This window comes from Bradyrhizobium sp. WBAH42 (assembly GCF_024585265.1).
Taxonomy (GTDB): domain Bacteria; phylum Pseudomonadota; class Alphaproteobacteria; order Rhizobiales; family Xanthobacteraceae; genus Bradyrhizobium.
Window position 1 is genome coordinate 6,660,424 of sequence record NZ_CP036533.1, and the last position, 22,815, is coordinate 6,683,238.

The following is a 22,815-nucleotide window of genomic DNA, read 5'->3' on the forward strand; positions in this document are numbered from 1 at the left end:
CGACCAATTAGGTGCCATGTGCCCCTCCTCTCGATGGTTCCTAAGCGGCAATTGCCAGCCTCGCTCGTCCAGCCTGTGGCGGCAGGCGATTGGTTATGCCTGCCGCCGGCGCATGTCACTTCACCTGCTCGACTTCGCTCAGCCGCCAGCTCTTCGTGAAGAACGGCTCAAGCGGGCTGTAGAGGCGCAGGATCACGAACCAGCCTTTCTTCGGGTCGGTTTGTATCCAATTGCCGCGCTTCACTCCTGCGGGCTGTGTCGGACCGAAGTAGATGGTGGTGGAGCCGTCGGCATCCGCATCTGCAGCCGGCGACGGGTAGCTCTGGCTGCCGGCGCGGGGATAGCGCTGCGGCGTGTCGAGCATCGAGCGAGTCATGTTGTCGTAAACCGTGAACGACCAGAAGTTCTCTTCCGGGATGCCCTTGGGCAGCGTCACTTTGTAGGTCTTGGCACCGTCGAAAGCGTTCTTCTCGGCGTCGGTCATCGCGAGTAGATATTGCGAGCCGATGCCGGGCAGGCGCATCGCCATCGCAGGCGTGATGCCGGTGACTCCGTAGAAGAAGTTGGTGCGCGCATCCATGGTACGGTAGCCGGTGGTCGGGAAGGGTTTGACTCCCTCGCGCGTGATCTCCGGGATAGGCGTTTCGAACTCGTAACCGCTCACGAACAGGAAGTTGAACCACGATGAGTTCGGATAATAGAACCAGCTCGGATCGCGCGGGACCATGAACAGGGCACGCGAGGTCGCGTTGGCGAGCGCAAGCGCCTCGGTCATGATCTTCTTCATGCGTGCATCGGGTGCGAACGGCTTGCCCTTGACGATGCCGATTGCGGCGATCGGCCCCATCAGTTCTGCATCGAGCGAGGTCGCCGGCTCCTTCTGCACGACCTCGTTGAGCATGTCGTAGAAGGTCCAGTCGTTCGGCGGAAGGGTATTCATCACCTTGCCGCTGCCTTCATGGAACACCGTCGCCGGCGGTGCGGTGACCCGCCCCAGCTTGGCCTTGCCGGCCAGGAAGTCCGAAATCGGCGTGCCCACGCCGCCCGGCTCGTAAGGGTAGACCTTGGTGAACTTACGGATTGTCTCGGCGACCGGCTTCGGATCCTTGTGATCCTCCAGAAACGAGCGGCCGAACCACAGGATGGTGTTGGTGCGGGCACGGCCGATGAAGTATCCGCCGTCCGGCAGATGACCTTGGTAGTCCGGCGGCACGATCAGGTACTTGCCCCCTTCGCCACGGTCGGGGCCGGGCAGGCCGAGATCAATGATCCAGCGAAACCAGGCGTCCTGCACGGTGCCCAGAAACTTGGGCGGAGTCTCCACCACCACGGGACCCTTGCTGAGATCGAGGTAGCCCATAACGTAGATGGTGTCGGCGTTTGCCGTCAGGAACAGCGACTTGGCATCCATCAGGTCGGAGAAGACGATCACCTCGTTCTCCTTGACGCCGACGCTTCGCAGACCTTCGCGCAGCGCATGGATGCTGACGCCGCGCATGTTGTCCATGAACGCGCGATAGGCATAGGTGAAGTCGAGATTGTCGAAGAGCTTGTCGGCGGTCGCCTTGCTCGGGACCCCGTCCTTGAACTCGAGCACGCCGATGCGCGACTCGATCTTGTCGGCCGTGACCAATGATGATGGAATCGGACCTGGGGTCTGGGCGGTTGCGAAGTGCGGCAGCAGCAATACGGCGCAGCCAGCGATGGCTGCGAAGCATCTGACGGCATTCATCATCGTTGTCGCCTCCCTGTGGAATACAACGTCCCCCTAGGAATGCAGCGCCGGTGCAATTTTAACTTGTGAAGGGCTCCAGACAATTCGGCCCAAGCAGTCTTACCCGCGACCAATAGTCGTATTGCGGACGAAATCGGGCACGACACAACGCCGGGCGCTAACTGCCGAAGCCAAGCGGCCTTTAATTCATCTTTTGGCGGAGCTTCTTGATGATCTCGCGCAGATTGGCAATGTACTCCTCGATAACACGTCGAGCCTCTTCCAAGTGCGTCGGCTTGGGGGCCGCACGTTTTTCTGGCTGGAGCTCATTCATGCCTGAAGATTTGACGCGAACGGCTGCCGGCCATTGACTTAGATCAACCGTCTTTTGGCAGGGGTCTAGGTCCGCTGAGGGTCAAAAGCTGCCTTGGCGGGCTGCTTCGCCTTGATCGTCTCATCGCCGGCAAGCAGACGTTTCCGCTCTTCGAGAGTAGCTCGGCAACGATCCACAACGGCAAGTCGCGCAGGCGAAAGCCGCCCGCTCAGGCGGCGCTGACGGTGGCGAGCTCCGCGGCCAGGAACTGCTTTTCGAATGCTTCGGCGGGCATCGGACGGCCGAAGAAATATCCCTGCCCTTCCTCGCATCCCATGCTGACCAGGAGGTCGGCCGTTGCGCGGTTCTCGATGCCTTCGGCGACGACCGTGAGACCGAGCTGCTTGCTGAGGCCGATGGTCGAGCCGACGATGGCAGCGTCGTCGGAATTCGAAAGAAGACCGAAGACGAACGACCGGTCGATCTTGAGGCCGTCGAGCGGAAACTTCTTGAGATAGCTCAGGCTCGCATAGCCGGTGCCGAAATCATCGAACAGGATCCGGACGCCGAGCTCCTGAATCCTCTTGAACATTTCGAGCACGCGGCGTTCGTCATGCAGCAGGATGTCCTCGGTGACTTCGATCTCGAGCAGCGACGGCGTCAGCCCCGTCGCTTCGAGCAGCGCCGCGACCGAATGCGCGAGATCGCCGGACTGAAGCTGCGAGGGTGACAGGTTGATCGCGACGCGCACATCGTTGCCGGACAATTCCCAGGCCCGCGCCTGACGGCAGGCGGTCTCCATCACCCAGTTCGCGATCCGCTCCGACAGCGCCGAGGTGTTGACGACAGGCATGAATTCGGCCGGCGAGACGTAGCCCCGCACCGGATGCCGCCAGCGGATCAGCGCTTCGGCTCCGACCAGGCTGCCGTCGAGCAGGCGAACCTGCGGCTGGTAGAACAGCTCGAATTCGCAGCGGTCGGCGGCAAGCGCCAGCTCGCGCTCCAGCGTCAGCCGGTTCTCGAGCTCCTGCCGGATCGTGGCTTCGAACACCACATGGCTTCCGCGCCGCGTCGTCTTCGCGCGGCTCAGCGCCAGGTGGCCATTGCTCAGGAGATCGTCGGCCTTTTGCCCGCCGTCGGGATAAACGGCGACGCCGACGCTGATCCTGACGCGATGCTGCCGGGCGCCCGCTGCGAGCGGGGTCTCGAACGCGCGCGCGATCCGCTCGGCGAACGCCGAGACCGGCTCGCCGAAGTCAGTGCAGTCGATCGCGATGGCAAATTCGTCGCCGCTGAGCCGGGCGATGATCGCCTTGCCGTCGACTTCGCTCCGGAGCCGCTCAGCGACCGCGCGCAGCACGAGATCGCCGGCCGAGTGCCCGAGCATGTTGTTGATCTCCTGGAAGCCGTCGAGCCCGAGCACGAGCAACGCGACGCCGGAAGACCGCCGCTCCGCCGCGGCGATCAGATCGGTGAGGCCCACATGCAGCATGTTCCGGTTGGCAAGTCCCGTCAGCGCGTCATGCTCGGCGAGATATCGAATCCGTTCGGCTTCACGCTTGCGGACCGAAATATCGCGCAGGATCGCTCCGTATTGAAAGCCGTCCGTTCCCTGCCAGCCCGAGAAGCTCGCCTCGACCGGGAAGGTTTCCCCGTTCTTGCGCCGGCCCTCGAATTCGACGACGACGGCGCCGCCTGGAACCAGGAGCGCCTCGCGCGCGGCATCGTGCATGGACGGTCTTGCACCGCCGTCCGCCGGCGGAGCGCACAGCGTTTCGAACGGGCGGCCGATGATCTCGGCCGGCATGTAGCCGAAGATCGCGCTGGCGCCGGGATTCCAGACCGTGATCCGGTGATCCTCGTCGGTGCAGACCAGTCCGTCGCCGAGCGACATCGCGATGCGATGAAAGCGGCTCTCGGCGATGCGTCCGAGCAGGCTGCGGAAGTCGATTTCGTCGAGCGCAATTGCCGTCAGGTAAGCGATGATCGCGATGTGGAACAGCGACGTATCGATGACCAGGGGCGATGTTGCCTGCACGAGCAGAGCGGCCAGTTCGACCGCCGCCCCGGCTGCGATCAGGATTGCGACGCGAAGTCCCGGTGCGACGCGGCGCCACGAATACATCATCAGCAGGCAGATCGCGCCCAGCCCCAGCACCATGCCGATGTCGGAGGTCCAGCGCAGCGTCCGGTTCTGAAGAATCGATTCAGCGGCGAGTGCCTGGAGGACCGGCCCCGAGACGATTCTGCCGTTCGGAACGCTGAAGCGGTCGCCGAGCTCGAGCGCCGTGGCGCCAATGATGACCTTCCTGCCTTTCAGCCTGTCGAGCGTGGCGCGATCACCGCGCAGCACGTCGACATAGGAGACGGTTGGAATTGAAGCCGCACGAATACTGAAATCGACCAGGAAGGGCGGCCGCCGATTGGCGTCCTGTCCCGCCAGCACGACGGCCATCGAAGGCATGAACGCGTCGCCGAGCTTCTCGCCGAACGGATAGCGGCGAACCAGCCCGTCGGATTCGATCGCGACATTGACGACGGCCGGCCACGACTGGTTGCCGAATGCCTTCAGCGGCCGGTTGACGTGGGCCGGGCCGCCTTTCGGCGTCGGCTGCTTGAAGGATGGCAGGATCGTCGAGCCGCCGGCGTCCCGCAACGCCTTGGCGAACGCCTCGTCCGAGGCCGGGTCCGACGGCGTGCTGAAATCGACATCGAACGCAACATCCTGCACTCCCGCCGCTTCCAGCCTTTGCAGCAGCTCGGCATGGAGATATCGCGGCCAGGGCCACACCCCGATCTTGTCGATGGATGGCGCATCGATGCCGACCACGACGATGTCGCCGCTGGCCGCACGCGTTTGCCACTTGAATCGAAGGTCGGTGAGCGCATTGCGAAGCGCAGCGTGCCAGCCCGTGGACAGCACCACCGCGAGCGCGATCACGACGAGAATATGCGGCCTGTAGCGTTTCACCCGATCCTCCCGCGCACCCGCTTGCCTGCGGGCGCGCCCCCTCTTCCCCTAGCAGACCGCCTTAATGCCGGTTGCGACCGTGACCATTGCTGCCGGAACCGCCGCCGTTCAAACCGCTGTTGCCGCTGTTGTGCCAGCCGTTGCCGGTGGCGCCGTTATTGCCGTTGTTGCCATTACCGCCATTGCCATTATTGCCGTTGCCGGAATTGCCGTTCCCGCCGTTGCCGTTGCCACCGCCGTTTCCGTTATTGGCTGCCGCTGCAGCTATCGCAGCGCCCGGGTTCGACGAGCTGCCGGCGCCAGGGGCTGCGGCAGTCTCATTCGCGCTGTTGGGGGCGATCGCGCTGGTCTTGTTGTCGCTCCAGACCGTCTCGCCGATCGCGCCGGCATTCGCGTTGCGCACCTGGCCGGGTGCCACGGCGCCGTGGGCAAGCCCGCGCGTGACCTTGTGGAAGTTCAGCTTGACCTCACCGAGCGAGCTCGAGATCCGCACGACGCCGGCCTTGGCGGCGTGACCAGCAGCCGCCTGGTGCGACGGCTTCGGCGCACCGGCCGTCTTGTTGCCCTTGTCGATCGGACCGAGCGCATGGATGGCATGGCCATTGGCAGCATGGCGCGGCGCCGACAGGTCCGATTTCGGCACTGGAACTCGCTCGATCGTGGGCGCGCGGGGCTTGCCCTGCTCGATCGGATTGAACGTGCCCGCACCGCTCAGGCTGAGACCGGGCTTGCCGTGTTCGAAGACGGTGGCCGCTTGTCCGGGCATCACTTGTGCAATCTGCCCCGTCTTGAAATCGGAGACTTCGACCTGGCCGCGGAGCACGCCGACCTTGGTGCTGCCGGCACCGACCGTGACGCTGAACTGGGTGCCCTTGACCACGGCGGCGAGATAGGGGGTCTCGACCTCGAAATGCTTGACGTTGCGCTTCTCGACCTCGAGCAGGATCGAACCTGCCTGCTGGACGATGGTGGTCGACAGGCCGTCCTTCTTTTCGGCCGGCAAGCCCACCACCGAATTGGGAGAGATCAGGATCGTTTCCTCGCCGCGGACGAGGAGTACGCGCCCATTGCGGCCGGTGCGAATGGTGTCGCCAGGTTTCAGCGTTCCTTCCGGGGTCAACGACACCTGCTGGGCGCCGTTCGTTGCAAGCCAGACCTCGCCCGTGGACTTGCTGACGGACCACACACCGTCGTCCGCCGCGAATGCACCGGAGGCCGTTCCCAGGATCAGCGCCGCCGCCAGGGCCCGCCGCATTCCAACCTTGCCGAACATGATGATCCTCAGCCCCGCGTTTCAAGCCAGGCCTGAGGGGTATCCGAAATCACTCAAGATAGGATTATCGGAAAGCGGCCAGCCGCGTGGCCGAATTAACCAATCGTTGACCATAAAAAACTAAGAAAAATCATGCCTCTAACGAGACCTTACCGCCCCGTCGCAGATCCCCCGTTGAACTACGGAGACAGGGTCGCTGCGCGCGGTGAGAGACGGCATCTCCTTACCGCATTGGTTTCGCTGGCAGCAATTTTCGCGACAACTCCAACGGCACTCGCGCAACAGGCGAACCAGCCGGGTTTCGATCCACGCCAGCCCGAGAAATATTTTGATAACCAGACCGAGCAGGAATCGCTCGGCCGGCCGCCGGTCCGATTGCCGAGCGTCGGACAGCCCATCATCGGCGGCGATACCAAGCCGCAATTCGTGCTGCGCGGCGTCAGCGTCAGCGGCGCCCATGCCATTTCCCCCGATCGCATCGCCGCGATCTACCAGCCTTATCTCGGCCGGAAGGTCTCGCAGGCGGACTTGGTCGCGATCGCAGGCGCCATCAGCGACCTCTACCGCGCAGCCGGCTTCCATCTCAGCCGGGCCATCGTGCCACCGCAGGACATCGCGCACGGCCGAGTCCGGATTCAAGTGCTCGAAGGCGCCATTGTGCAGGCCGAGCTGAAAGGCGACGGTGCCGAGCAGTTCGGCGTCAGGCCGATGCTGGCGCCGGTTCTGGCCGAACAACCGTCGCGGCTGGCAACGCTCGAACGCCAGCTCTTTCTGATCAATGGCAGGCCCGGCGTCCGGATCACCGACACTGCGCTCGAGGAGATCGGCGGTACGACGGGCCGCTTCCGCCTGACCGTCTCCTTGAAGACCTGGCACGTCTTCTCCTCGTTCGGCCTCGACAATCTCGGATCCTCGTCGGTTGGTCCCTGGCAAACCTACGCCACCGGCGCGTTCAACTCCTACCTCACGCCCGGCGATACTCTGGCGATCAACCTGTCGACTATTGCCAACGATCCGCGCCAGCTCGGCTTCGCACGCCTGTCGTACGATGCGCCGGTCGGCGTCGACGGTATCCGCCTCGGCGCTTCCGTCCTGTACAGCGCTGTACGGCCCGGCGATATGCGCCGGCTCGACAGCGACATCACCACAACAGAAGCTTTCGAGGTGCGGGCAAGCACCGTGCCCTTCATGTCGCAATCCTCGGGGCTGACGCTTACTGTGGCAGGCACCTTCAGCAATGTGTCCGAGCACGACATTTACGGCCCCTGGTACAACGACCACATCAGGACCGCGAGCCTGACGGCCGACTACCGGCTGCAGGATCCCCTTGGCGGCACCAATCTGGCGACGCTGACCTTCCGCCAGGGCCTCGACATTTTTGGCGCCTCGCATTTCGACGACGATCTGTTGTCACGCGATGGCGCATCGTCGAACTTCTCGGTGCTGAATCTCTGGTTCACGCGCTACCAGACACTCAACGATGCCTGGTCGCTCAAGCTCGCTGCGGCGAGCCAGACGGCGTCGCGTCCACTGTTCACCTCGCAGCAATTCTATCTCGGCGGCGCTGCCTTCGGCCGCGGCTATGGCGCAGCCGAGATCAGCGGCGACAACGGCCTGGCCGGCTCGCTCGAGCTGCGCTTCGACCAGAAGCTCAATTTCCGCTACTGGACCGGCTATCAGCTCTATGCCTTTGGCGATGCCGGCGCCGTCTGGAACCACGGTTATCGCCTGAGCGACGGGCTGTCGCTGACATCGGCCGGAGCCGGTGTGCGCTTCTTCCTGCCGGACGACCTCCAGGCCGATTTCGGCGTGGCCGTCCCCCTGAGCTACCGGGCGCCGGACAACGAGCGCCGCAGCCCACGCTTCGTTTTCACGCTGTCGAGCGCACTCCGGCTCTGCCCCGAGCGCGGCAAGGCTGGCTGTCTCTAGCCACCCCGTTCTTCGGGCGATCGCCCCGGCTTGCCGGCTTTTCCCGGTCTTGCCCGCAGACTTGCCTAAATTTAATCCTCTAACCTTGCTCACGATCGCTCGACCGGGGTTCCCGATGACCATGTTCAGGCAAAGGTGATTTGAGACAGACCATGAAGAAGGTGTTTGCCGCCCTGGCGTTTCTCTGCGTCCTTGGCATCGGGCAGTATTTCGTCGTCAGCCGGTTCGCGATCCGCCATGAGACCTTGGCCCTCTTCGACGCCTCGCGCCAGCGGCCGATCGCGGTCGAGATCGCCGTGCGACGCGACCATGAGACCAAGGCCAATCTCGGCCTCTGGAAGCTCCCCCTCGCCGTCATCAGCAATGGCAACACCGTCAAGGCGACCGAATATTCCTTCCTTGCCAACGCGCTCGCCGCCCGAGGCTATCTGGTTGCCAGCATCCAGCAGGACCTGCCGAGCGATCCCCCGCTGATGACCCAGGTCGGTCAGCAATATGTCGGCCGGCGCGAGGTCTACATCCGCGCCGAAGCCAACATTCTCTTCGTGCTGGGCGAATTGAAGAAACAGCAGGAGAACGTCGAATACGACCACATCACCCTCGTCGGCCACTCCAACGGCGGCGATGTCTCGATGTACGTCGCTCATCAGCACCCCGAACTGGTGTCGAAGGTGATCACGCTGGACAATCTGCGGGTGCCCTTCGTGGTCAGCGACCACATGAAGATCCTGTCGTTCCGCTCGAAGGACCCGCACTTCGTGACGGACCCCGGCGTGCTTCCGACGCCGGAAGAGGCCAAGGCGCGCGGCATCGATATCATCCACACCGGCGCACAGCACACGGAGATGAGCGACCGCGGTCCCAACTCGGTCAAGGAGAAGATCCAGGAGACGCTCGACCGCTTCCTGCGTGACAGCACCAGCAGCGCGCTCGCGCCGGCGGATACGAAGAGCCCGATGATCATGAATCCGGCTGACTATTAGCGGGTCCGCTTTGCGGCAGATCAAGGCGGCTCCAAGACGGCACGGTAGAAAGCCTCATGGCGTCGGAGAGACACGTGTCGCACTATTCCGAAAGTCTTGATGCGAAGGGCCTTGTTTCGAAGAGCCATGCTCCGAAAGGCCTTGTTTCGAATGGTCTTGGCCTGCCCGCGGCAAGAATGCCGGCCTTCATGCGGCATCTTTATCGTTCGACCCGCAGGCTGCTGCGGTCGATCGCCGCCCGCATTGATCTCTCGCAGTTTCCAGGATCCTGCTGCGGATGAGCGCGGCGGCCGCAAGCGAATGCAGAAAGATTGCCCGATGCTCCGGCATGTGAGACGAGTTTTCCTGCTGCTTGGCCTGGTCTCCGGCGCCGGCACGTCGTCCGCTCTCGGCGCTGATGCCGATCACGGTGCCGACCTCGCCAAGCGCTGGTGCGCGAGCTGCCACGTCGTGGCGAACGGACAGACCCAGGCGAGCGCCGACGTCCCCTCCTTTGCATCCGTTGCGCGCAGGCCGGACTTCAGTGCGGAAAGGCTCGCGTTCTTCCTGCTCGACCCGCACCCGAAGATGCCGAATTTTCCCCTGAGCCGGACTGAAGCCGGCGATATCGCGGCCTACATCGCATCGCTGCGCTAGATGCATGATCGGGCCGGAACGCCGGGCTCGCACAAGCCGTGCAGCGCTTTTCCCAAAATCACGCCTCAGCACATGCCAAGCTACACGAAGGGCTACAAATGCAAATCCCTGCCGGTGAACCGGCAGGGATCAGCAGAAAGGATGACGGACGGCGAATGAGATCATTCGGTGGCCCGTCATGGACCTGCGCCAGTATCGAAGCGCGGATATTCACGCCACACAAGACCAATTTGTGGGCACGCTGTACACACGCCGAAAATCAGGACTTGCCCTTGCCGGGTTGCATGAGACTGCCGGTCATCTGACGCATGTGATCTCCGGCGCTGGTGAACTGACTGCGCAGGAAATCGGATTGGATCCGCATCGCCTCCTGGAGGTCGGTGGCATGCACCAGCTTGCGCGCATGCTCGAAGGCCGACTTCATGTTCTGCTCCGTGAAAGCCAGCGCCTGCTTCGACACCTCCGTCCCCGCGCCCGGAACGGACGACATCGATTTGGTCGCCGCTTCAAAGAACATGCCGAAGGCCTTTTCCGCCTGGTCGATCGTCTTCTCGGCCAAGTCACGCAGTTCGGCCGGAACTTCGATTTTCGGTTCGATCATAGTCGCACTCCTCCCTTTTTCCGTCTGAATACCACATTTGCCTGACCGCCATCCAGCCGCCAGCCTTCAGAGGAACGACGACCGGGAGCCCTGCTCTGGCAGGAAAGGGGCGGGAAACGGCCTGGGACCGGCGCGCAGCCGGACTTTAGGATAAAGGGTGCTCGGGTAGAGCTTCTTCGGTGGCGAGATCTTCGACCAGCTTGATCACTTCGAAGCGCTGCCGCGGCGCGAGCTTCAGAAAGGCGCGGAGCAGGCGCAGACTTTCGACAGTGCTGCTTGCAGGCACACCGAGCTTGAGATGCAGCTCAGCCGCGAAATTGAGGTTTTTCATCTCGCACCTATGACAAGCATCGGCCTTCGTGATCCGCTCGAGAACCGGACGCCACGACAGACCCCTCGCGACGAATGTTCGGCCGAGGGGACCGGTCGGGTTGCACGCTGAACCGCACCAAAAGACGGCCTCAACCATGCGGTTGCAACTATGCCAAGTAACAACCCTTCCGGCAAGCCCAACCGTGGGTATAGCGATGCTTGGTCTGCATCGCGCCACGGCGATTCCGGATAACAGGAATATCGATCGCCGTCACCCACCTGCGTCAAGAAGCGGCATCAGTCACGCACACAGCAACTCGTGACCGTCAATCAGGCACAGCGTTTCGTCGTGTTTCCGATGTGAATGCACGTTGGCGCGCACGAATTGGCGATTCTTCGGCAGTATACACGCATTTGTTGAATCCGGCCCCGGCGGTTGCGTTAAGCGCATGAAAGTCGATCTTGCGGCCGACCCACCGTGAACCGCCGTCCAGGCGCGAGCGACCAAGCCGTTGCGGCACGGCCACGCAGATACGGGCGCCATGGCTGAAAACTCTTCGATTTGGGCGCGCGTCAGCACCAAAAGGACGACGGCATGCTTTCTCGCTGCGATCTCATCAAGGGCGCCGCAGTCGCTCTGCTCACCCTCTCGACACAAGGCGCATGGGCGCAGGAGACCAAGATGAACCTGTTCAAGATCATCACCATCAAGGACGAAATCGTCGTCGGATTGTCGGCGGAGGAGCTTCAGGCGCTCGGCGGCAACGATGCGAGCGCCGTTGCACACGCGCTGGCACAGAAGGGCGATCTCACCGTCTGGCAATACAACGTGCATCGTGGGCCCAACGGCGAATTACAGCAGGCACCGACAGCCAAGATCGGGCTGCTGGCCAATGCCTCGCTGCGCGTCGAGCCCTACACCACGCCCTACCAGATCGTCCCTCATCCGTAGGCAACAGGCGGGACGCCGGCGGCCGAACCGCCGGCGCCTTGCAATCATCCACGCCGGCCCCCGCGCGCCGTTCCCGTCTCCGTCGCAAAGCCGTAGATCAGCGCCAGCCGGTCCAAACATTCGCGAAAACGCCGCGCGAAGTAATCGTTCCAGCGTTGCGTCCGGACGGCACGACGCTGCCCAACCTGATCCATGGTCAGACCCAGCACCAGCACGTCGTGCACCAGCGCGGCGCCGTCGGTGCCGAGCTCTCGCTCGATCCGGTTGAGCCGCAGCACCGCCCGACGCTGGCTCTCGGTGACGGGCTCGCGCGTGCCGGTGCCATCGACATATTCGCGCGTCGTATCCACCGCCTGCGGGCCCCGCTCGGCCCGCTCCCAATCGTTCTGGAAGGCGCGCCCGCCGCGGTATTGCGCCTCGTCGATCTGGTGGTGCGCGTGCAGTCGGCCGAGCGGATCGCCGCGGACCGACCGGATCGCCAGGATCTTCTCGCCGGAATCGAGCGCGAGCGGATTGTCGACCTCCACCTCCGCGATCTCGGCGTTGAACGGCACCTCCCGCGACCGCCGGTCATAGATCTGCGCCAATTTATAGGACTTGTTGCGTCGGGCACGAGCCACTCGGATACTCCTTGCAAGACTGAGGGGTTGAACGGAGGGCGGCACCGTCAGAGCGCCGAGACCAGCTTCAGCACGACGGGGCCTGCGGCACGGGCAGCCGACGCAGCCCCGGAACGGCGCGCCAGGCGGGCATGCGGCGCGCAATAGCTGGAGCCCGGCTGGCGCGCATGGCCACAGAAGGTGATCTCCTCACCGTCCTTGTCGCCGCCATAGGGATATCGGCAGTCGGCCGGCTGGAGATCGACCAGTTGGATCAGGCGCGGTTGGACGCCGACACACCGCAACTTCACCCGCGCCGCAGGCTTCATGGCGGACTTCGGCGGCAGATTGAGGCTCGGCCACGCCACCCCGCGCGGCGAAAGCAGGCCGGGTTCACCCGGCAAGGGCGGCGCGAGCGCCGGGCTCGTCATCCATTGCGGCACGATGAGCCCGAGCCGCTTGGCGCGGCCGACCACCGCGCTGCGCGTATAAGCCGTTCCAAATCTTGCGTTTATCTGTCTTCCGATCTCCGCATAAGACATCCCTTTGAGAAAATAGTCGCGAAGCGCGTCGGAGTGCTCCGACGGCCAATGGCCCGGTTCCATGCTGCTGTCCTGTGATGCGCCTCCACCCGCGAGGCGAGACACACATTCCGTTATTCCGAATACAGAGTCAAGCTCGCATTTCTGATATTCATAATTGCATCAATTCCGAATTTCGGATTACAAGAGGCAACGGTGCGCAATCGAGGGAATCACCATGTTGGACGTAGCAATGATCGAGCGGGGCCTGGAGAAGACGGGCAAGAGCAAGGGCGGCCTGGCTGCGGCGATGGGCGTGCGACCCGGCGCGGTCTCGGAGATTCTCGGCGGCGAGCGCCTGGTGAAGGCCTCGGAGATCATTCCGATCATGGAATATCTCGAGCTCAATCTCGCGCCGATCATGGGCCGGGTCGGAGCCGGCGCGGTGATCGAGCCGGACTACGAACAGGTTCCGCCGGAAGGGCTCGGCGACATCGCATTGCCGTTCCCAATCATGGAAGAGACGATCGCATTCGAGATCGTGGGCGATTCGATGCTGCCCAAATACGAAAGCGGCGACGTGATCGTCGTCTACAAGGACCAGCGCCATCCGTTGTCGAGCTTCTACGGCGAAGAGGCGGTGGTCCGGCTCAAGACCGGCGAGCGCTACCTGAAGACCATCGAGCGGGGCAAATCCCCATCCGTGGTCAACCTCACGAGCTTCAATGCCAAGCCGATCGTCGGCGTCAAGCTCGACTGGGTCGGGGAAATCTGCCTGTCCATGCCCAAGGGGCAGCTTGAGCGGCTGCGTGCGAAATCGGCGCGCCCGCGCAAGAAGGGCAAATGAGAGGACCCGGCGATTTCTGATTTATAGAAATCGCCATTGACATAGTTCCGATTTTCAGAAATAATCTGCCGCATCCCGGCCATCGGGACGCGGCAGGATCGTTTCATGCAATATTTCGTCGTGATGATCGATTATGGGCGGCGAGGCCGCGAGGCGGTCGTCGATCCGGAAATCACCAGGCGAGAGGTCATCTCCCGCCTCGCCTCGGGCGAGTATCGGAACGTCTCATTCATCCACGAGATTGTGGAGAACTCGGTCGAGGATGTCACCGAGGCCATCCTGGCCGAGGCGGCCCTCCCACAGGTCGAGCCCGAGGATTTCGACATCCAGGCAATCCGCCTCGATCACGTCCGTGACCTGCGCAAGCACGAGCCGACGTGACGCAGGCTTGAAGCCCGCGCCACCGCTCAGTCCGGCGCTACACCAGGAGAACGGTCGATCCCGTGGTCTTGCGTGCTGCAAGATCGGCATGCGCCTTGGCGGCGTCCTTCAGCGGATAGGTCTGGTGCACCTCGATCTTGACCGCGCCGGACTTGACGACGTCGAACAGCTCGCCCGCCATCGCCACCAGATTTTCGCGCTTGGCGGCATAGGTGAACAGCGTCGGACGCGTAACGTAGAGAGAGCCCTTCTGGGCGAGCAGGCCGAGATTGAGCGGCTCCACTGCGCCGGAGGACTGACCGAACAGCGCGGCGACGCCGAGCGGCGCGAGACAATCCAGCGATTTCAGGAACGTATCCTTGCCGACGGAATCGTAAACCACCGGCACTTTCTTGCCGCCGGTGATCTCGTCGACCCGCTTCACGAAATCTTCCCTTGTATAGATGATCACGTGGTCGCAGCCATGCGCCTTGGCGAGCTTCGCCTTCTCGTCGTTGCTGACGGTGCCGATCACGGTCGCACCGAGATGCTTGGCCCACTGGCTCAAGATCAGGCCGACACCGCCAGCCGCGGCGTGGAGTAGGATGGTATCGCCAGCCTTCACCCGATAGGTCTGGCGGATCAGGTACTGCGTCGTGAGTCCCTTGAGCATCATCGCCGCCGCGGTCCTGTCGTCGACGCCGTCGGGCAATTTCAACAGCCGGTCGGCGGGGATCAGCCGTGCCTCCGAATAGGCCCCGAGCGGCGAAGCGCCATAGGCAACGCGATCGCCCGGCTTCAGATCGGTAACGCCGGGCCCAACATCCTCGACGACGCCGGCCGCCTCGCTGCCGAGTCCGCTCGGCAGTTGCGCCGGATAAAGGCCGGAACGGTTATAGATGTCGACGAAATTGAGGCCGACGGCGGTGTGGCGGATACGCGCCTCGCCGGGCCCAGGTTTGCCGACGCTGACCTCCTCCCAGACCAGGACTTCCGGACTACCGGTCTTGTGAAAGCGAATGGCATGCGTCATGGGCTTGCTCCCTTATCGTTGAGGTGAAGGTCCGAATACCGGATCGGCCTGTGAAATAGGCATTTGGTCCGCCCGATACAGTATAGAAGCCGTAACAAGAATGTCACAGCGAACGACAAACGCCCGCCGTTCCGCCTCCGTTCGAAAGAGTTGATGAGGGCTCCGGGGCAACCGGCGGTAGCCTTTGTGCGGGGTTTGATGGTCGCCTGCGAAGGAGAGCCGAGATGCCAGTTTACGTTCAGCATCATCAGGACGTCGAAATCGCGCCAGTGAATTGCCCTACCTGTATGGGGTTCCTGCCGATGTATGTGCGCGAGGTCGAGCCGCATTGGAGCCTTGCCAAGATCGACTTCGTCTATGAATGCGCCGATTGCGGCGCCGAGGTCAGACAGACGATCCGCAAGCCGGAGTTGCTGCGACACTGATCGCGTCGCCGGCGAACCGCTCAAACTATTTGCGCTAAACGGAAAAATCGCCGTTCGCGCGGGTCTGATGTCTCCCAAACGAGGCTTGTTCTTTGCCGGGAACGCAGGCAGAACAAGCCCCAAGCAAGACCTTTGGGAGCGCCATTCGTGGCTGATCAGAAGGCCTCGACCTCAATCGAGGCAGTGGAGAGCGGCCTCGCCGCGCAGGGCTATATCGCGAGCCGGCAGATCGCGACCGCCGTCTATTTGTCGCAGCAGATCGAGAAGCCGATCCTGGTCGAAGGCCCCGCGGGCGTCGGCAAAACCGAGCTTGCCAAGGCGATCGCCGCCTGGCGCGGCATGAAGATGATCCGCCTGCAATGCTATGAGGGCCTCGACGAGGCCAAGGCGCTCTACGAGTGGAAATACGCCAAGCAGCTTCTTTACACGCAGATCCTCAAGGACAAGCTCGGCGAAGTCCTCGGCGGCGCGCAGACGCTGCATGCCGCGCTCGACCAGCTTCACGATTTCGGCGACGTGTTCTTCTCCAAGGAGTTCGTCGAGCCGCGGCCGCTGCTCCAGGCGCTTGAGCAGCCGGGCGGCTGCGTGCTCCTGATCGACGAGATCGATAAGTCGGACGCTGAATTCGAATCGCTGCTGCTGGAGATTCTCTCCGACTTCCAGGTCACGATCCCCGAGCTCGGAACCGTCTCGGCGATCACGCCGCCGACGGTGATCCTCACCTCCAACAGCGAACGCGACCTGGGCGATGCGCTGAAGCGACGCTGCCTGCATCTGCATATCGGCTTCCCCGAGCAACGGCTCGAGGAGCGCATCGTCGAAAGCCGCGTGCCCGGCATCTCGCAAACGCTGCGCCGCCAGATGGTCGGCTTCATCCACGAGATCCGCTCGCTGGATCTGAAGAAGCTGCCGTCGGTCAGCGAGACCATCGACTGGGCGCGCGTGCTGGTGCTGCTCCAGGCTTCCGAACTCGATACCGAGATCGTCAAGGACACGCTCAACGTGCTCCTGAAATACGAAGCCGACATCGAGGCCGCGACGCCGCAGGTGACGACCTTCATTGCCAAGGCGGCCCGGTCCAACGTCTTCGGTTGACGCCGATGCGCGAAAATCTCCATCGCTTCTTTCGGGCGGCGCGCGGCGCCGGCGTCCACGTCTCGCCTGCCGAAAGCATCGATGCGATGCGCGCCGTCTCGCAGGTCGGCTTTTCCGACCGGACCATCCTGCGCGACGCACTGCTGCTGACGCTCGCCAAGTCGCAGGACGAGAAGCTCGCGCTCGGCGACTGCTTTGACCTGTTCTTCAGCCAGCCGGAGCCGCGACAGGATCAGCCCGAGAGCGCCGATCAGGATGCCTCGCAGGATACGGATCAAGCGCCCTCTTCCGGCGCGGCCAGCGATGCCGGCGGCGGTTCGTCGCAGCAGGAACCGGGCTCGCTCGCTCAGATGCTGCTGTCGCAGGATCGCAATGCCATCGCGGCCGCGATCGCCAGCGCAGCTGGCGCGGCCTCCCTGTCCGACATTCGCTACTCCACCCAGCGCGGCATATTCTCCAGCCGCATCCTCGACGCCATGGGCCTCCAGCGCCTGCGCGACGATCTCGAGCAGCTGACCGCGACCAACCCGGCCCTGGCCGAGCGTCTGCGCGCCGCGCTCGATGCTTTACGTGAAGCCGTGCGCGATACGGTCTCCCAGGGGCTTGCACTCTATGCCCGGGAGGAGGCCGAAAACCTCCGCAACGAGATCCTGCGCAACGCACCGCTCGCCCGCATCGAGCGGCGCCAGGTCGCCGAGATGCGCGCTCTCATCCGCCAGATCGCGCGCCGGCTGCGCGAGCGCTACTCCAAGCCGCGCAAGCGCCAGCGCCGTGGCCATCTCGACGTCCGTCGCACGCTCCGTCGCAACGCAGCCTGGGGCGGCGTGCCGTTCCTCACGGCGTGGAAGCGCAAGCATCGCGACCGGCCGAAGATCGTCGCGCTGTGCGACGTCTCGGGCTCCGTTGCGCAAGTCTCCGACTTCTTCCTGCTGCTGATCCATTCGCTGCACGAGGTCGTCGACGATGTCCGCTCGTTCGCCTTCTCTTCGCACCTGATCGAGGTCAGCGAGATCCTGGAGACGAAGTCGCCGGAGGAAGCGATGTCCGAGATCATGTCCAAAGTCGGTTTCGGCTCGTCAGATTACGGCTCCTCGCTGGTCGATTTCGAGAAGGAGTTCATGAGCACGCTGACGCCGCAGACCACGGTGATCGTGCTCGGCGATGCCCGCAGCAACAATCTCGACCCACGCGCCGACATTCTGCGCCGGATCTCCGAGCGCTCGAAGCGGCTGGTCTGGCTCAATCCCGAGGGTCGGCTCGCCTGGGGCTTTGGCGATTCCGAGATGCCGCGCTACGCAACCTTTTGCAGCGTCGTGCGCCAATGCGCGACCGCGCAACAGCTCGAGCGCGCCGTGTCCGACATTGTGGCGACTTATCAGTAAGTAATAGCAGCCGCGAGCGTCAGGCGGCGTTCAGCTCGGCCTGATTGCACTCCCGAAAGTGATACGCGATTTCGGCGAGCGCGCGCTGCTCCCATTCTTCTGCCTGCGCCAGCCAGAACAGCCGGCGCTTCGAATCGAGCGCTGCGCGCTCGCGGCACAAGAATTCCTGACTGCGTATCTCAACCAGCCTGTTCATGCACTCCACTCCTGCCGCGTGAAGTCACTGCCCGCAAATCAACCTAACAGACTCCTGAACCTCGCGTCTCATGATTTCTGTGCATATCGCGACGCAGAATGGGACAACGATACTTCCCGTGCACTGCGGGAGCTCGCATCGCAGCATCAAGTGCGGATCATCAATTAGTGATCGGAGCTCGTGCGATATTCGTGCGCAAACGATCTTAACTTTTGTGATGCAACGAAGTGCCGCAATTTGTGAAGAGACGTTCTAAACAGCTGACCGAATTCCCGACTTATTGTCGTCGCACGGTCTTCATGCGGCGCCGCTAACAGAGGCACGCGAACCGGACGATCGCCTGAGGCAACATGAGCAACGATTTCGAATTCGATCTTTCAACCGACCAGTGGGAAGCACTGAAGGCGCTTCGCAATCCGGTGTCGAATGGTCGCCTTGCGAAGGCTTATGTCGTCAAGAGCCTGGTCGAACTCGGCCTTGTCTTTGTCGATGACGGTGTCCCTGCAATGACACCGGCCGGGCGAAAGGCTTTGGTGCGCGGATCTTGCAGGTTGCTGGACCTCGCGGCCTGACGCACACGTCAAAAGATCTGTGCGATCACGATGGCGTAAGCGACGAACACGGCGCCAAGTCCCCACACCATCGCTGGGATCTGCGACCGCCGACCGATGGACACTTCCAGCGCGATGTAGCTCAACGTACCCAGGGCCATTCCGTTGATGAGATTGTTGGTCAACACGGTCACCAGCAACGTCAGCACGATCGGAACCGCATTGACGAGATCCGTCATGTCGATGCGGGCAAGCCCCTGCATCATCAGCACGCCGACGAGCACCAGCGCCGGCGCGGTCGCTTGCGGCGGAATGATGACGAAGATTGGCCAGAAGAACAGCGCGAGAAAGAAGAATCCCGCAACGGTCAGCGAAGTCAGGCCGGTGCGACCGCCGGCCTGCACACCGGTGATGGATTCGATATAAGCCGTGACGACGGACGTCCCGAGCAGCGGCCCCACGATCGAAGCCGTCGCGTCGGTCGCGAAGGCCGCCGTGGCGTTCGGGATCGAGCCATCGGGCTTGCGCAAATTGGCAGCGCCCGTCACGCCGATCAGCGTGCCCAGCGTCGAAAAGAATTCGGCGCACAGGAAATAGAACAGCAGCGGCAGCGCCACAACGAAATGGCTGAAGAGATACTCGATATCGAGGGCCATGAAGGTGCTGGTCGGCCAGCGCGGCCACGACAGGATGGCCGATGGCATCGACGTCACCATCTTGCCGTTGGCGCCAGGAACGAAGAAGCCGATCGCGGTCAGCAACACGATCGACAGGATCAGCGCCGCCGGCACTCGGCGCGCCACCAGTACCGGCGTGAGCAGGAGTCCGAACAACGTCAGCAGCACCGGCGGGCTGCGCAACGATCCCATGGCGATGTAGGTCGACGGATTCTGGACGACGAATCCCGCGCCTCGCAGCGCAATGAAGACGATGAGGGTCCCGACCGCCGCCTGGATGCCGATCTTCAGCGCTTCGGGCACATCCTTCGCGACCTTCTCCCGCAGTTTCGACAGGCTGAGGATCAGGAATAGCACGCCGGTGAAGGCGACCATGGCAAGCGCGCCCTGCCAGGGCATGCCCATCTGTTTGACGATGACATAGGTGAAGATGACGTTCGAACCCATCGCCGGCGCTACGGCGAGCGGCAGATTGGCCCACAACCCCATCAGCACCGAGCCGAAGATCGCCGCCAGCGCCGTGGCGCTGACGAGATCGGCACGATCCATTCCGGCGTTGGACATGATCGCGGGGTTGACGGCGATGATATAGGCCATTGCCGCAAACGTGGTGGCTCCGGCCATCATCTCGCGCCCGACGCTCGTGCCGCGCTCGGAGAGGCGAAAGACGCGATCGAGCAGCTTCGCGGCTGCCGGCTGCGCGGAGGCGGCTTGCGGCTTCGTCATCTCGTTCATCCCTGTCCTCCCCCTACCAGACCACCGGGTGTGCTTCGCCGGTCTGCACGTTGATGAAACCGAGCGGTGCCTGCTCGCACGGCGCTACCAGCACCCAGCTCCAAGGCGCGCAGGTCAGCGTTGCAAACATCAGCCGTTCCGGGAATCCCGGATACCAGCGCGGCCGGAATGTCGGCTCGTACATCCAGTCGACCTTGCGCCCTTCTGCGTAGAGCGCCTGCATCTCGGCATCGAGCGCTTGCGCGGAGCGGCAGCTCATCAGCCCGCCGACCTCGAACCGCACGGTGGCGACGAGCTCGCCTTCGCGCACCAGCGCCCATCCGCCTTGAAGTTCGACCAGCGCGTTCACCGCCTTTGCCATCGCCGCGTCGGACGAGCCGACCACCCAGAGATTGTGCTTGTCGTGCGCCACCGAGCAGGCGAGCGCCGTCTCCGGCGTACGCGGGCCACAGCCGCGCCAGAACATCTTTGCGATGCGCCCGTCGCCGGAGAACCGGTCGACGATGGCAAATTTTGTGATGGCCTCGCTCTCGTCGCGCTGCACCGCCCCGTCGCGCACCGGCAGGTCGAGCGTGTAGAACTCAGGATGCCAATGGAAGGGGCGGATCACCGCCGCTTTCATCGTGGCGCGCCCTGACTCGGCCCGCAGCTCGAAATCCTCAGGGTTGATCGTGCGCCTGATATTGACGGTCTTGGTCGCCCATTGTGGCCATTCGATCTTGGGCACTTGGCCGAGATAGCGCATGCCCTCGGACACCTGCGCGCCGTCGGCCCACACTTCGGCGATCGTAAGCTTGGCAACATCGGACAGCAGCACGACATCGCCGAAGCGCCCCGGCGCTAGACTGCCGACGAACGGCGTGAGACGCATGTGCCGTGCCGGATTGATGGTGAGGCACTGGATCGCGATTTCCGGCGCAAGGCCGGCCTCGATCGCGACCCGCGCATTATGATCGCTCGCGCCGAGTTCGAGCGTGTGGCTGGCACTGCGGTCATCGGTGGTGAACGCAACCTGCGACCAGTCCTGCAAACCCTTCGCGAGCAACCATTTGACGATCTCGTCCATGGCGTAGACGCGCAGCTCGACAAAGAGACCGCGCGTGAGCTTGTCCCAGGTTTCCTCGGGCGTCTGCACCTCGTGGTCGGACGCGAGCCCGGCCGCGGCAAAGGCGTTGATGGACGGCAGATCCCGCAGGCCCGACGCGTGGCCCTCGACGACGCCGCGCGCAGCGAAAGTCGCCTCGATCATGCCCCAGAGCCGCTTGTAGGATGGGTTGTCGGGATTCCACACCGCCGGCCAGTCCATGACCTCGTCGAGGCCGGTGACCATCAGGCTTTCGCTCATGAAGCGCGCCTGTTCGTCGCGGCCATACCAGCCGCCGCCCCACTCATAGGCGGTCGGCGGCACAGCCGAGCCGGGTTGCGGAAAGATCTTCAGCGGCGAGCCGCGACGGCGTGCCTCGAACCAGAATTCGAGATTGCGCGCACCGTTGACGTTGGAGAATTCGTGGCTCGCCTCGCAGGTCCAGGTATTGCCGTGCGGCAGCACCAGCGCCGCTTCCCATTCGGGCGTCAGATGCGAGCTTTCGATATGCTTGTGCACCTCACCGAAGCCGGGCACAGCTGCAAGATCCGGCCGATGCATACGCTCGCGGACCTCGCCGGGATAACTGCCGGCCGGGCCCACCCACGCGATCCGCCGGCCCTTGAAGACGATCTCCTGGTCCTCGCTCCACGTGCGGCTGTGCACGTCGAGCAATTTGCCGACCCGCAACGAACGATCGGCCGGGCGACGACCGAGCGCCGTCAGCACCAGGTCCTGGCGAACGCGCACCTCGTCAGGCGCATTGATCAGGAGATCGTCGGGTATCGCGTTCATGGCTGCCTCACTCTATGCCGGTGCTTTCGCAGCCGCGGTCCGCTTCCGAGGTGGTTTGCGCCCCTTGCCGGCGCGCGCAGCAGCGGCATCGCGCTGACGCACATCCTTCAAAAGGGTCGTGAGCGCCCATTCGATCGCGTCGGCGATCTCGGAGCTCGTCATGCCGAAATCCTCGCGCATCGCGTTCCAGGCCAGCACGTTGTTGAGGTAGGACGCGAGAGCTTCGGCCTGGCGGACGTCCTTGGCGGGGAGATGGCGCACGAGCGGCGCCATCGCCTTGCGATGCTGGTCAATTAGGTGCCGTCTGAAGCCTGCACGCACCCGGCGCCCCACCCGCGTTATCGCAATGGCGCGCGCCAGATGCGGATGACGGTCGAACCGCTTGCACAGCTTGCGGAAGATCTCGGGAAGCTCGTCGGGCGAGGTGAAGGGAATGTAGCTGAAGACGTTGTTCTCGATCCACTCGCCGGCCGCGGCGAACAGCTCCGCACGGGTCTTGAAGTGCCGATAGATGGTTCGCTCGGCCACCTTCGCGCGCTTGGCCACCGCGGCCATGGAGATGTCGTCGGCCTCCTCGTCCTCGAGCGTCGCAACAAAAGCGGCAACGATGCGCTGCCGCGTCATCTCGGCATATTCGTCACGAATGCTGACGGTATGTCGCTCTGCTGTACTCATGTCATAAGTCTGACACCGGCCGATTTTGCGGGTCAAGCCGAGACTTGAGGCACGTGGCGCTGCAAGAATAGGCGCCCGCCGGCTCGGGGGAACTGGTACCCCGCGTCAGCACGACGGTCACTGCCGCCTGAAAAATGGACTTTTGCGCATCGCCAA

The 22,815-nt window shown here is 63.4% G+C and carries 23 protein-coding genes; 11 read left to right on the plus strand and 12 right to left on the minus strand.

What is annotated here, in order from left to right; all coding sequences use genetic code 11:
• Positions 1 to 115: 115 nt before the first annotated feature.
• The 3 genes from DCG74_RS31515 to DCG74_RS31525 form a co-directional block, all read right to left on the minus strand.
• Positions 116 to 1,732 (minus strand): DUF1254 domain-containing protein, encoded by a 1,617-nt coding sequence (locus DCG74_RS31515; RefSeq protein WP_172785675.1) that lies wholly within the window; start codon positions 1,730 to 1,732, stop codon positions 116 to 118.
• Positions 1,733 to 2,256: 524 nt separating this feature from the next.
• Positions 2,257 to 4,998 (minus strand): EAL domain-containing protein, encoded by a 2,742-nt coding sequence (locus tag DCG74_RS31520; RefSeq protein WP_172785492.1) that lies wholly within the window; start codon positions 4,996 to 4,998, stop codon positions 2,257 to 2,259.
• Positions 4,999 to 5,059: 61 nt separating this feature from the next.
• Complete coding sequence (locus DCG74_RS31525) at positions 5,060 to 6,271, minus strand: FecR domain-containing protein (protein ID WP_172785493.1); 1,212 nt, start codon at positions 6,269 to 6,271, stop codon at positions 5,060 to 5,062.
• 132 nt (positions 6,272 to 6,403) lie between these two features.
• On the opposite strand from DCG74_RS31525, the gene DCG74_RS31530 reads away from it, so the two are divergent.
• The 4 genes from DCG74_RS31530 (at position 6,404) to DCG74_RS31545 (ending at position 9,819) form a co-directional block, all read left to right on the plus strand.
• Complete coding sequence (locus DCG74_RS31530) at positions 6,404 to 8,200, plus strand: ShlB/FhaC/HecB family hemolysin secretion/activation protein (protein WP_172785494.1); 1,797 nt, start codon at positions 6,404 to 6,406, stop codon at positions 8,198 to 8,200.
• Between the two features lie 152 nt (positions 8,201 to 8,352).
• Complete coding sequence (locus DCG74_RS31535) at positions 8,353 to 9,183, plus strand: alpha/beta fold hydrolase (RefSeq protein WP_172785495.1); 831 nt, start codon at positions 8,353 to 8,355, stop codon at positions 9,181 to 9,183.
• A 74-nt stretch (positions 9,184 to 9,257) separates the two neighbouring features.
• On the plus strand, positions 9,258 to 9,464 hold the full coding sequence (locus tag DCG74_RS31540; protein ID WP_172785496.1) for a hypothetical protein: 207 nt from the start codon (positions 9,258 to 9,260) through the stop codon (positions 9,462 to 9,464).
• 37 nt (positions 9,465 to 9,501) lie between these two features.
• Positions 9,502 to 9,819: a cytochrome c gene (locus DCG74_RS31545; RefSeq protein WP_172785497.1), complete on the plus strand. Its 318-nt coding sequence runs from the start codon at positions 9,502 to 9,504 to the stop codon at positions 9,817 to 9,819.
• A 259-nt stretch (positions 9,820 to 10,078) separates the two neighbouring features.
• Here DCG74_RS31545 and DCG74_RS31550 read toward each other — a convergent pair whose 3' ends face one another.
• The gene (locus tag DCG74_RS31550) at positions 10,079 to 10,420 is read right to left on the minus strand and encodes a phasin (RefSeq protein ID WP_036007681.1); all 342 of its coding nucleotides are present in this window, start codon (positions 10,418 to 10,420) and stop codon (positions 10,079 to 10,081) included.
• 145 nt (positions 10,421 to 10,565) lie between these two features.
• Positions 10,566 to 10,751: a hypothetical protein gene (locus tag DCG74_RS31555; protein WP_025037658.1), complete on the minus strand. Its 186-nt coding sequence runs from the start codon at positions 10,749 to 10,751 to the stop codon at positions 10,566 to 10,568.
• A gap of 576 nt (positions 10,752 to 11,327) precedes the next feature.
• Between DCG74_RS31555 and DCG74_RS31560 the strand changes: the two genes are divergently transcribed.
• On the plus strand, positions 11,328 to 11,684 hold the full coding sequence (locus DCG74_RS31560) for a hypothetical protein (RefSeq protein WP_172785498.1): 357 nt from the start codon (positions 11,328 to 11,330) through the stop codon (positions 11,682 to 11,684).
• 44 nt (positions 11,685 to 11,728) lie between these two features.
• Here DCG74_RS31560 and DCG74_RS31565 read toward each other — a convergent pair whose 3' ends face one another.
• Both DCG74_RS31565 and DCG74_RS31570 read right to left on the minus strand, forming a co-directional pair.
• On the minus strand, positions 11,729 to 12,304 hold the full coding sequence (locus DCG74_RS31565; RefSeq protein ID WP_172785499.1) for a hypothetical protein: 576 nt from the start codon (positions 12,302 to 12,304) through the stop codon (positions 11,729 to 11,731).
• 47 nt (positions 12,305 to 12,351) lie between these two features.
• On the minus strand, positions 12,352 to 12,888 hold the full coding sequence (locus tag DCG74_RS31570) for a GcrA family cell cycle regulator (RefSeq protein WP_172785500.1): 537 nt from the start codon (positions 12,886 to 12,888) through the stop codon (positions 12,352 to 12,354).
• Between the two features lie 154 nt (positions 12,889 to 13,042).
• On the opposite strand from DCG74_RS31570, the gene DCG74_RS31575 reads away from it, so the two are divergent.
• Together DCG74_RS31575 and DCG74_RS31580 are read left to right on the plus strand one after the other, a co-directional pair.
• The gene (locus DCG74_RS31575; RefSeq protein ID WP_027545883.1) at positions 13,043 to 13,651 is read left to right on the plus strand and encodes a S24 family peptidase; all 609 of its coding nucleotides are present in this window, start codon (positions 13,043 to 13,045) and stop codon (positions 13,649 to 13,651) included.
• Positions 13,652 to 13,756: 105 nt separating this feature from the next.
• Positions 13,757 to 14,032 (plus strand): hypothetical protein, encoded by a 276-nt coding sequence (locus DCG74_RS31580; protein WP_172785501.1) that lies wholly within the window; start codon positions 13,757 to 13,759, stop codon positions 14,030 to 14,032.
• Positions 14,033 to 14,069: 37 nt separating this feature from the next.
• Here DCG74_RS31580 and DCG74_RS31585 read toward each other — a convergent pair whose 3' ends face one another.
• Positions 14,070 to 15,044: a quinone oxidoreductase gene (locus tag DCG74_RS31585; protein ID WP_172785502.1), complete on the minus strand. Its 975-nt coding sequence runs from the start codon at positions 15,042 to 15,044 to the stop codon at positions 14,070 to 14,072.
• Positions 15,045 to 15,268: 224 nt separating this feature from the next.
• Between DCG74_RS31585 and DCG74_RS31590 the strand changes: the two genes are divergently transcribed.
• From DCG74_RS31590 to DCG74_RS31600, 3 genes are all read left to right on the plus strand, one after another.
• Complete coding sequence (locus DCG74_RS31590) at positions 15,269 to 15,469, plus strand: hypothetical protein (protein WP_172785503.1); 201 nt, start codon at positions 15,269 to 15,271, stop codon at positions 15,467 to 15,469.
• Between the two features lie 147 nt (positions 15,470 to 15,616).
• Entirely contained in the window at positions 15,617 to 16,564 is a 948-nt protein-coding gene (locus DCG74_RS31595) for a MoxR family ATPase (protein WP_036007771.1), read from the plus strand.
• Positions 16,565 to 16,569: 5 nt separating this feature from the next.
• Positions 16,570 to 17,946 (plus strand): VWA domain-containing protein, encoded by a 1,377-nt coding sequence (locus tag DCG74_RS31600; protein ID WP_172785504.1) that lies wholly within the window; start codon positions 16,570 to 16,572, stop codon positions 17,944 to 17,946.
• Positions 17,947 to 17,965: 19 nt separating this feature from the next.
• Here DCG74_RS31600 and DCG74_RS31605 read toward each other — a convergent pair whose 3' ends face one another.
• Positions 17,966 to 18,142, minus strand: coding sequence for a hypothetical protein (locus DCG74_RS31605; RefSeq protein ID WP_172785505.1), 177 nt, complete (start codon positions 18,140 to 18,142; stop codon positions 17,966 to 17,968).
• Positions 18,143 to 18,492: 350 nt separating this feature from the next.
• On the opposite strand from DCG74_RS31605, the gene DCG74_RS31610 reads away from it, so the two are divergent.
• Positions 18,493 to 18,714 carry a hypothetical protein gene (locus DCG74_RS31610; protein WP_172785506.1) on the plus strand — a complete coding sequence of 74 codons (222 nt, stop codon included), beginning with the start codon at positions 18,493 to 18,495 and terminating at the stop codon, positions 18,712 to 18,714.
• 8 nt (positions 18,715 to 18,722) lie between these two features.
• Here DCG74_RS31610 and DCG74_RS31615 read toward each other — a convergent pair whose 3' ends face one another.
• The 3 genes from DCG74_RS31615 to DCG74_RS31625 are packed head-to-tail and all read right to left on the minus strand — an operon-like array spanning position 18,723 to position 22,659.
• Positions 18,723 to 20,105 (minus strand): NCS2 family permease, encoded by a 1,383-nt coding sequence (locus DCG74_RS31615; RefSeq protein ID WP_172785507.1) that lies wholly within the window; start codon positions 20,103 to 20,105, stop codon positions 18,723 to 18,725.
• Between the two features lie 13 nt (positions 20,106 to 20,118).
• The gene (locus DCG74_RS31620) at positions 20,119 to 21,984 is read right to left on the minus strand and encodes an adenine deaminase (protein WP_172785508.1); all 1,866 of its coding nucleotides are present in this window, start codon (positions 21,982 to 21,984) and stop codon (positions 20,119 to 20,121) included.
• A gap of 12 nt (positions 21,985 to 21,996) precedes the next feature.
• Complete coding sequence (locus DCG74_RS31625; protein ID WP_172785509.1) at positions 21,997 to 22,659, minus strand: TetR/AcrR family transcriptional regulator; 663 nt, start codon at positions 22,657 to 22,659, stop codon at positions 21,997 to 21,999.
• Positions 22,660 to 22,815: the final 156 nt, after the last annotated feature.

Excerpts from the sequence above, each read along its gene's own strand:
- DCG74_RS31515 (WP_172785675.1), bottom strand. The coding sequence starts at position 1,732 with ATGAATGCCGTCAGATGCTTCGCAGCCATCGCTGGCTGCGCCGTATTG.
- DCG74_RS31525 (WP_172785493.1), bottom strand. The coding sequence starts at position 6,271 with ATGTTCGGCAAGGTTGGAATGCGGCGGGCCCTGGCGGCGGCGCTGATC.
- DCG74_RS31530 (WP_172785494.1), top strand. The coding sequence starts at position 6,404 with ATGCCTCTAACGAGACCTTACCGCCCCGTCGCAGATCCCCCGTTGAAC.
- DCG74_RS31535 (WP_172785495.1), top strand. The coding sequence starts at position 8,353 with ATGAAGAAGGTGTTTGCCGCCCTGGCGTTTCTCTGCGTCCTTGGCATC.
- DCG74_RS31545 (WP_172785497.1), top strand. The coding sequence starts at position 9,502 with ATGCTCCGGCATGTGAGACGAGTTTTCCTGCTGCTTGGCCTGGTCTCC.
- DCG74_RS31550 (WP_036007681.1), bottom strand. The coding sequence starts at position 10,420 with ATGATCGAACCGAAAATCGAAGTTCCGGCCGAACTGCGTGACTTGGCC.
- DCG74_RS31555 (WP_025037658.1), bottom strand. The coding sequence starts at position 10,751 with ATGAAAAACCTCAATTTCGCGGCTGAGCTGCATCTCAAGCTCGGTGTG.
- DCG74_RS31560 (WP_172785498.1), top strand. The coding sequence starts at position 11,328 with ATGCTTTCTCGCTGCGATCTCATCAAGGGCGCCGCAGTCGCTCTGCTC.
- DCG74_RS31570 (WP_172785500.1), bottom strand. The coding sequence starts at position 12,888 with ATGGAACCGGGCCATTGGCCGTCGGAGCACTCCGACGCGCTTCGCGAC.
- DCG74_RS31575 (WP_027545883.1), top strand. The coding sequence starts at position 13,043 with ATGTTGGACGTAGCAATGATCGAGCGGGGCCTGGAGAAGACGGGCAAG.
- DCG74_RS31580 (WP_172785501.1), top strand. The coding sequence starts at position 13,757 with ATGCAATATTTCGTCGTGATGATCGATTATGGGCGGCGAGGCCGCGAG.
- DCG74_RS31585 (WP_172785502.1), bottom strand. The coding sequence starts at position 15,044 with ATGACGCATGCCATTCGCTTTCACAAGACCGGTAGTCCGGAAGTCCTG.
- DCG74_RS31590 (WP_172785503.1), top strand. The coding sequence starts at position 15,269 with ATGCCAGTTTACGTTCAGCATCATCAGGACGTCGAAATCGCGCCAGTG.
- DCG74_RS31600 (WP_172785504.1), top strand. The coding sequence starts at position 16,570 with ATGCGCGAAAATCTCCATCGCTTCTTTCGGGCGGCGCGCGGCGCCGGC.
- DCG74_RS31605 (WP_172785505.1), bottom strand. The coding sequence starts at position 18,142 with ATGAACAGGCTGGTTGAGATACGCAGTCAGGAATTCTTGTGCCGCGAG.
- DCG74_RS31610 (WP_172785506.1), top strand. The coding sequence starts at position 18,493 with ATGAGCAACGATTTCGAATTCGATCTTTCAACCGACCAGTGGGAAGCA.
- DCG74_RS31615 (WP_172785507.1), bottom strand. The coding sequence starts at position 20,105 with ATGAACGAGATGACGAAGCCGCAAGCCGCCTCCGCGCAGCCGGCAGCC.
- DCG74_RS31620 (WP_172785508.1), bottom strand. The coding sequence starts at position 21,984 with ATGAACGCGATACCCGACGATCTCCTGATCAATGCGCCTGACGAGGTG.
- DCG74_RS31625 (WP_172785509.1), bottom strand. The coding sequence starts at position 22,659 with ATGAGTACAGCAGAGCGACATACCGTCAGCATTCGTGACGAATATGCC.